Annotated in this window: 5 protein-coding genes; 3 read left to right on the forward strand and 2 right to left on the reverse strand. The window is 57.1% G+C overall.

The window, feature by feature from the left end; all coding sequences use genetic code 11:
- Window positions 1–62 precede the first annotated feature (62 nt).
- Both BM413_RS32140 and BM413_RS32145 read right to left on the reverse strand, forming a co-directional pair.
- On the reverse strand, window positions 63–368 hold the full coding sequence (locus BM413_RS32140) for a transposase (RefSeq protein ID WP_244538151.1): 306 nt from the start codon (window positions 366–368) through the stop codon (window positions 63–65).
- A gap of 181 nt (window positions 369–549) precedes the next feature.
- A complete protein-coding gene (locus BM413_RS32145) occupies window positions 550–1,518 on the reverse strand; it encodes a phytanoyl-CoA dioxygenase family protein (RefSeq protein WP_091918894.1) in 969 nt (322 codons plus the stop codon).
- A gap of 860 nt (window positions 1,519–2,378) precedes the next feature.
- Between BM413_RS32145 and BM413_RS32150 the strand changes: the two genes are divergently transcribed.
- The 3 genes from BM413_RS32150 to BM413_RS32165 form a co-directional block, all read left to right on the forward strand.
- Window positions 2,379–3,869 carry a poly(glycerol-phosphate) alpha-glucosyltransferase gene (locus tag BM413_RS32150; RefSeq protein ID WP_175544535.1) on the forward strand — a complete coding sequence of 497 codons (1,491 nt, stop codon included), beginning with the start codon at window positions 2,379–2,381 and terminating at the stop codon, window positions 3,867–3,869.
- Window positions 3,870–4,314: 445 nt separating this feature from the next.
- Entirely contained in the window at window positions 4,315–4,596 is a 282-nt protein-coding gene (locus BM413_RS32155; protein ID WP_091918896.1) for a hypothetical protein, read from the forward strand.
- A 1,039-nt stretch (window positions 4,597–5,635) separates the two neighbouring features.
- On the forward strand, window positions 5,636–6,666 hold a 1,031-nt coding region (locus BM413_RS32165), incomplete at its 3' end, for a hypothetical protein (protein ID WP_210189023.1).

The following is a 6,666-nucleotide window of genomic DNA, read 5'->3' on the forward strand; positions in this document are numbered from 1 at the left end:
CGAAGGCGAAACCTTTTGTCTGGACCGCCACAAGCCAAGAAATCCTCGAAAAGATCGAACGCTTATGTAAAGCTATTTGCGGGACAGAACACTAGTGCCCTGTTGACAAAAGATGGCATCCAGAGTTTTGCTGCGGCGAGGTACAGGAAGCCGAGGGAACTGGCGGTCTTGTCGTAGCGAGTAGCGATGCGGCGGAACTGTTTAAGCCGATTGAACATGCGCTCAATACGGTTGCGATCCCTGTAGGCACGATAATCGCAGTTTGCAGGAGCCCGCCTGTTTGACTTGGGTGGAATGACCGGCAGGATGCCTTGCACGAGCAATGCGTCACGAATGGCGTCGCCATCATATCCCTTGTCGGCCAGCATCAGGTGCGGTCGGCCAACCGGCATTCTCAGCAAGGGCGCCACAATATACTCTCGCGGCCAGCATAGCCTATCAATAACGGTGCCATTCTCGGCATTGTTTTACCGGCAATTGTGCTGTTTGGCGTACGAAATCGCCTTACAATATGTTGCCCGCCCATAGCCGGCACCTTTCGCGTCTCCGCTACCGAATGACAGGCTCACCATGAAACCGCCGACGAGACGGCCGTGAAACGCCAAAGCCAACCTCCATCATCAGTCGCGGTGCTTGCTTCGGTACAGTTCCCATGTGAAAGCCGAACGGGTCTTCAACAAAGCCTAAGCCGGCCGGTCCAGTCAGCGTGATTGCATTGTCCGTACCATACGCGCCTAGAACTTCGTCGGCGGGATGACCGACGAGAAGGGTCAGTTGATGTTTGATAATCCGACGATTGTGACTGCCGCGAACATAGACATGCGGCCCACAATCGTTGTCGACATCGGACAGGTAGAAGAAGAACTTCAGCATTCGCCAGTCGTCGAGATCAAAGTGGTATTTGTCCAATGAAGCGAGATTCTTCTCGGCATCCGAGACGGACTGTGTCGGAAAGCTCCACCAGACGCGCGTGGTGATCAGCTGCGCCTGAGCGCCGAGATAATGGGCTGCCACTTCATGCAGGAGAGGATCTCGCTGAACAGCGAGAGCCGCATCGCATTTCAGTATCCGCTCGAAATAATGCCCGCTGAGTAGCGCGCGCCCAAAATCGCCTTCAGCAACCAAATGATCTGTCGGGAGGAACTCGAGACGACGATCAAAATTACCGAAGCATGGCGTTTGCTTCGCAAAATGGGTGATCTCTTGCTGGATCGATGACGGCAGGAAAAATCCCGAAAATAGCCCTTCTGAACGCAGTGCTTCGACAACCGTATTCCGATCAACGCCCGCGAACATCGTTGCGTTGGAATTTTCCGTTGGCTTGACCGATTTTGCCGTCAGCCAATGAACGCGTCGTCCTGGCATCGTTCGGGCGAGAACGAACATTGGTAACCAGGCAGGGTTTTCCCGAAGGTCGGTTAGATAAGTTGGAATCCGCGCCGCAATCCGACGGAACGAACTGGCATTGCGCGCGATTGCCTCGAGGGACTGGGCGTCAGAACGTCGTGGGAGGACCATATGGAAATTCTCGCCGACTGAATGCTTTTGCGACACCGCCCCGATCCCACACTATGCCGCCGCCGTTAATGTTGCAATGCAGCAAGACGCCAAATTCTAAATTGGAACTCCTGGCTGGCATGAGCTCTCGATCGGTGCGGCCTTGCTACCTGTGAGTCACGATCAAGAGCCGTGAACGTCCGGATCACGGAAAGCAAGGCCACCTGCTGGCGGATTTCCACACCCGCGACGAGCTTGATGCCCCCGCTCGGGGAGGCCAACATAAGCGCCGCTGATCGACGACAGTTACTCGCGCTTGCAAAGCCTTGTGCTGCATTACAATGGAATGTGGCAGCCGATGATGGCATCCCATTGGTGCCGGCAAGATCGAAGGTGAGCCGGACCTTCCGCGTGCGAGCGCCTCGTCGTCTTCCACTACTTCGTTTTGAAGCCGTGGTCGGCACGACAAGGATGGCACAGCAAGGTTGCAGGTTCTTTGCGTGCGTTAATCCGTGCGCCCGACTGAGAGCCTCCGCCTGTTTGGAGGGTCGCCCAAGAATTTGGTGTTGACGACACCGACGTCGAAAGGTTCAAAGGCAGGATCGTTTCGCGAGTCAAATGTCAGGCGGCGGGAGGCCGGCATCGGAGACCGGCGTATGCAATTGCGACCGCTAAAGTCGACTCTTCAGGTGGTCCGGGAGCGCCTGGAGCCACATGTTCCGAGAGCCATAAAGCAAACTGCCGACCACTTTGGCCGGAAACCGAAACTGATCATATTCCTATCCGCGTCCGACACCGCAAGCCGTGCGCTATGCGCCTGCGGGGTTGGCAACTCACTGGACAGTTGCTGGAAGGCTGCATTCGACAAGCTTCGCAAACGAATGCCTAATGAAGAAGACTGGCGATGGATCAAAGCCGACCTTGTTTGGTCGATAAAGCCGCACCAGCCTCGTGTATTGATCGAGAGAATTGCAATGACTCGCCGGAATTTCTTCCGGCACGGAATCTCCTTCGATCCCGATTTCAATGCAGCCCTTCTGGAACAGGAACTTAATGGTATTGGCGGGATTGGGTTCGATGACGACAGACGCCTTATTCTCCGCTTTGACCGCATCAATCGACACCTGCGAACTTCGCGCGGGATACAGGAGCTTTCGCCGGAAATCGTGCAGCGAGATACATGGTATACGTTCGAGACGGCGGGTGTCTTTTATGACCGTTCGGGTCCTGCGGAATGTGCTTATCCGCTCATCAACGTCGGCTATGGTAATGGTATCCGTCAAGCACCGGTTGCACATGATACGGTCGCCGAGCTGATTGAACAGGCCGGGCTCTATCTAGCCCGGCAACTGCGGGATGACGGTTCATTTCACTACGGCTTCTTTCCCGTTGGGCACGAAGCGATCCCCACTTACAACATCCTGCGCCACAGCGGCACACTCTATTCCATGCTCGAGGCTTGGGAGGCCATTGGCAATGACACGATTGCTGTCGGCGTGCCTCGCGGCATTGAGTTTGTGCTTCGTGAGACACTGCGCCCCTTGGGGGAGCACGCAGTTGTCGTTGACCACGCGAACAAGGGCGAGATTCGGCTCGGTGCACAAGCTGTCTTCATCCTTGCGGTCGTCAAATACACCGAACTGACAGGTGACCGCAGGTATCTGGATGCCGCTCGCCAAATCGGTAGAGCGATCATCGATCGTTTCCTCGATAGCCAGACCGGACAATTCGTCCATGTGCTGGATGGGGCCGACTTTTCCGTGAAGGACACCTTCCGTATCATTTTCTATGACGGGGAAGCAGTATTAGCTCTATTAAGGCTCTATAAGCTTGATTCAGATCCGGTCTGGCTGAAAAGTGCTCGTCTCGCGTTCGAGTATTTCTTGCGTGTCGATCACTGGCAGCATTTCGATCATTGGCAGGCCTATGCCGCTGCCGAGATCACGCGTCACGATCCGGATCGGCGATATGTCGAGTTCGGACTGAAGAACGCACTTGGCAACCTGGATTTCATCCACCGTCGTGACACGGCTTTTCCGACCTTTCTCGAATTGCTCGTGGCAACTCTTGAGATGGTCGAAACGACGGGCGCGGTCGAAATCGACACGCTGAACCCAATGTCGGCGGCATCGTTGCTCGCAACCGCTCATCACCGGGCAGAGCACCTACGCTACAGCCATTTCTATCCGGAACTCGCTATGTACTTTCGAAAGCCTCGACAGATAGTCGGAAGTTTCTTCATCCGGCATCATGGATTCCGGATACGCATCGATGATGTCGAACACTTCATATCGGGGTACTGCATGTATCGGCGTTTCTGCTCAAAACACGACAGCGCCCTTCTGGGCGAGCGAGCAGGCCACCTCACGTGACATCCTGTTCGATGATCTGGGTTTCTCCCGGATGATTGTCCTGGGAGCCCGTCGCGTCCGCGCCTGTAGGTCTGTTGCCATGGCAGGACGGCGAGAAAACAAGATCTAGAAATGGCCTTCGTTGGCCCACTGACAAGCTGCATTGAACAGGATCGTTGCTTTGTACAAGAGCCAGCGCGGCGGCGCAGTGTGTTCGAGCAATTGTAAGCTTCGCTTGCCAGTTTTCCGCCGCAATCTCGTGCCCAAACTGATACATCGGTACAACAGCGATCTGAGCTAGAGGCAAGGGGAACAGAGCCGGTCCACCGGCCAAAGATGCCCAACCGGCGCCTGCAACGCCCGCGGATCGGTATGAGGGCTGCAATCCTCTGCCGCTCAGGTCGCGTTCTCGTCTTCTTCTGGCCATTTTTAGCTGTGCGTCGAATTTTGGGAGGGAGATTAAAACATGGCCATTCAGCTCATCGCAGCGGCTGCTGGATATTATGTCATCTGGCCTGTGCCGGGTAGCTTACGAGGCTTCGGCCGCTCGCCAATCACCGCTTGGCAGATTACTTTCGACGAAGGAGGTCTGGTCGGCTGGTCCGAGCCGGTCGTTGAAGGTGTTATATGTTCCGAGCCGTATGCCATCCTTTGCCCTGATGGGACAGTGCAGGAATCGGACAGTGGTGTTTATCACGATACTCTTGACGATTGGGCGCGCACCCTTCTTCGGAAGGCTACCGTTTGATCATCTTCCAATCTGTATCGGGATCGTTCCCACGCTCTAGGCTCGTGATTTCACGAACGCCTTTCCCGCCGCCGCAAATTTCCGGGCGCGCGCCTTGAGGCAGGCACTAAGTGCTCGACAAGGGCAGGCGAGCGAGCCGGAGCTGCCACCGTCTCTTGAGACGGCCAGTGCTGTCAGCGGCGTCAGCGAGAGGAACCGTGGGCGAACATGACCTTGCAAAAAGCGCGCCATTCACCGCCTAACCGCTGCGCTTCGCGATCGCCCTCTCGGTCGGTACAACCCCAGTCGGCGAATCCTGATCGGATTTGCCGGCACTTCGACTTTCCAGGGTCTGGATCCTGATCGACAAAGGCAGATCCCGTTTCACTCCAGACGCAATTTCGAAGAGCCTCGATGGGGCAGATCCCTTTCGTTTTGCCAAATTGAGCCTGTTGAACTGACACTTGTTTGCCCGTCGGTCACTCCTTGTACTCACAGCATTCTCCGACGGGGCTGCGGTGCGGACGTCGATCTCCGCCATTGGCATGCTTCAGAATCGGTAGTTTCGATCAATACTTTCCGCGTAATCGGCAAAGACCTCTTTCCGAAGATATGACAGAGTAAGGTAGTTCTAAGTAACGGCTCCAAAGCCGTGCAGGATTCGTGCGCTCTAAATTCTGTTTGGAGAGGGAATATATTATGTATTGCTACCAGCAGCACAGAATTTACTATGAATTATTGAAATCCGTATCGAAGTTTCCACCGATAGATTTTCGTCGCCTCGTGTTCTGTTCATGCCTATCGGTCGATTTGGAAGGCAAATCCATAAAATATAATCTTCCTATAAATAATATTCACGAAATATCGATAACTCTAAGAAGAATAACCGTAAAAATATCCAATAAATCACGATCATTGAAATACGTTATGATCGAATATTTAAAGAATCTTGAGCAAATTAAGCGCTATTTTGCCAGATTTATCTACGAATTGTTTGACGGAATTCAATCGTTGCTTCAGACGAATCCCCATTCACAAAACCAATAGGAGGGTGTGTGCCATGTCCAGGACTTACAAGCGTTCTCATTTGTTACTCTCCACGGCAACCATCGCGTTGCTGGCAACCATGGCAGCCTCGGCAGGCGGCTTAAGCTCGCCGGGTGGCGGACGGGCCGGTGTCGGTTCATCGTTAGGCGGCGGCGTCGGTGCATCCGTCGGTGGCATCGGTAAATCCGGCGGCAACGTCGGCAAGTCGGTCGGGGATTCGCTCGGTGGCGCGGTTGGCGGTGTCGGCAAGGCGGTTGGCGGTGTTGGCAAATCGGTTGGTGGTGTTGGTAAGGCAGCCGGCGGCGTTGGTAAGGCGGCTGGCGGTGTCGGCAAGTCGGTCGGGGGCGTCGGCAAGGCAGCCGGCGGCGTTGGTAAGGCGGCCGGCGGCGTCGGCAAGTCGGTCGGGGGCGTCGGCAAGGCGGCCGGCGGCGTTGGTAAGGCGGCCGGCGGCGTCGGCAAGTCGGTCGGGGGCGTCGGCAAGGCGGCCGGCGGCGTTGGTAAGGCGGCCGGCGGCGTCGGCAAGGCAGCCGGCGGTGCCGGCAAGGCGGTTGGCGGTGTTGGCAAATCGGTTGGTGGTGTTGGTAAGGCAGCCGGCGGCGTTGGCAAGGCAGCCGGCCGCGTCGGCAAGGCGGCCGGCGGCGTTGGCAAGGCGGCCGGCGGCGTTGGTAATGCGGCCGGCGGCGTTGGCAAGGCAGCCGGCGGCGTTGGCAAGGCGGCCGGCGGCGTTGGTAAGGCGGCCGGCGGCGTTGGCAAGGCAGCCGGCGGCGTTGGCAAGGCAGCCGGCGGCGTTGGCAAGGCAGCCGGCAGCGTTGGCAAGGCAGCCGGCAGCGTTGGCAAGGCAGCCGGCGGCGTTGGCAAGGCAGCCGGCAGCCTCGGTGGTGCAATCGGTGGCGCCCTTGGCGGTGCGGTCGGCGGTGCCGGCAGCCTCGGCGGTGCAATCGGTGGCGCTCTTGGCGGTGCGGTCGGCGGTGCCGGCAGCCTCGGCGGTGCAGTCGGCGGCGCCCTTGGCGGTGCGGTCGGCGGTGCCGGCAGCCTCGGCGGTGC

Source organism: Mesorhizobium sp. YR577 (assembly GCF_900116595.1).
Taxonomy (GTDB): Bacteria; Pseudomonadota; Alphaproteobacteria; order Rhizobiales; family Rhizobiaceae; genus Mesorhizobium_M.

What these genes read in the sequence shown, in the direction of transcription:
- BM413_RS32140 (WP_244538151.1), bottom strand. Translation starts at nt 368, where the DNA reads ATGCTGGCCGACAAGGGATATGATGGCGACGCCATTCGTGACGCATTG.
- BM413_RS32145 (WP_091918894.1), bottom strand. Translation starts at nt 1,518, where the DNA reads ATGGTCCTCCCACGACGTTCTGACGCCCAGTCCCTCGAGGCAATCGCG.
- BM413_RS32150 (WP_175544535.1), top strand. Translation starts at nt 2,379, where the DNA reads ATGCCTAATGAAGAAGACTGGCGATGGATCAAAGCCGACCTTGTTTGG.
- BM413_RS32155 (WP_091918896.1), top strand. Translation starts at nt 4,315, where the DNA reads ATGGCCATTCAGCTCATCGCAGCGGCTGCTGGATATTATGTCATCTGG.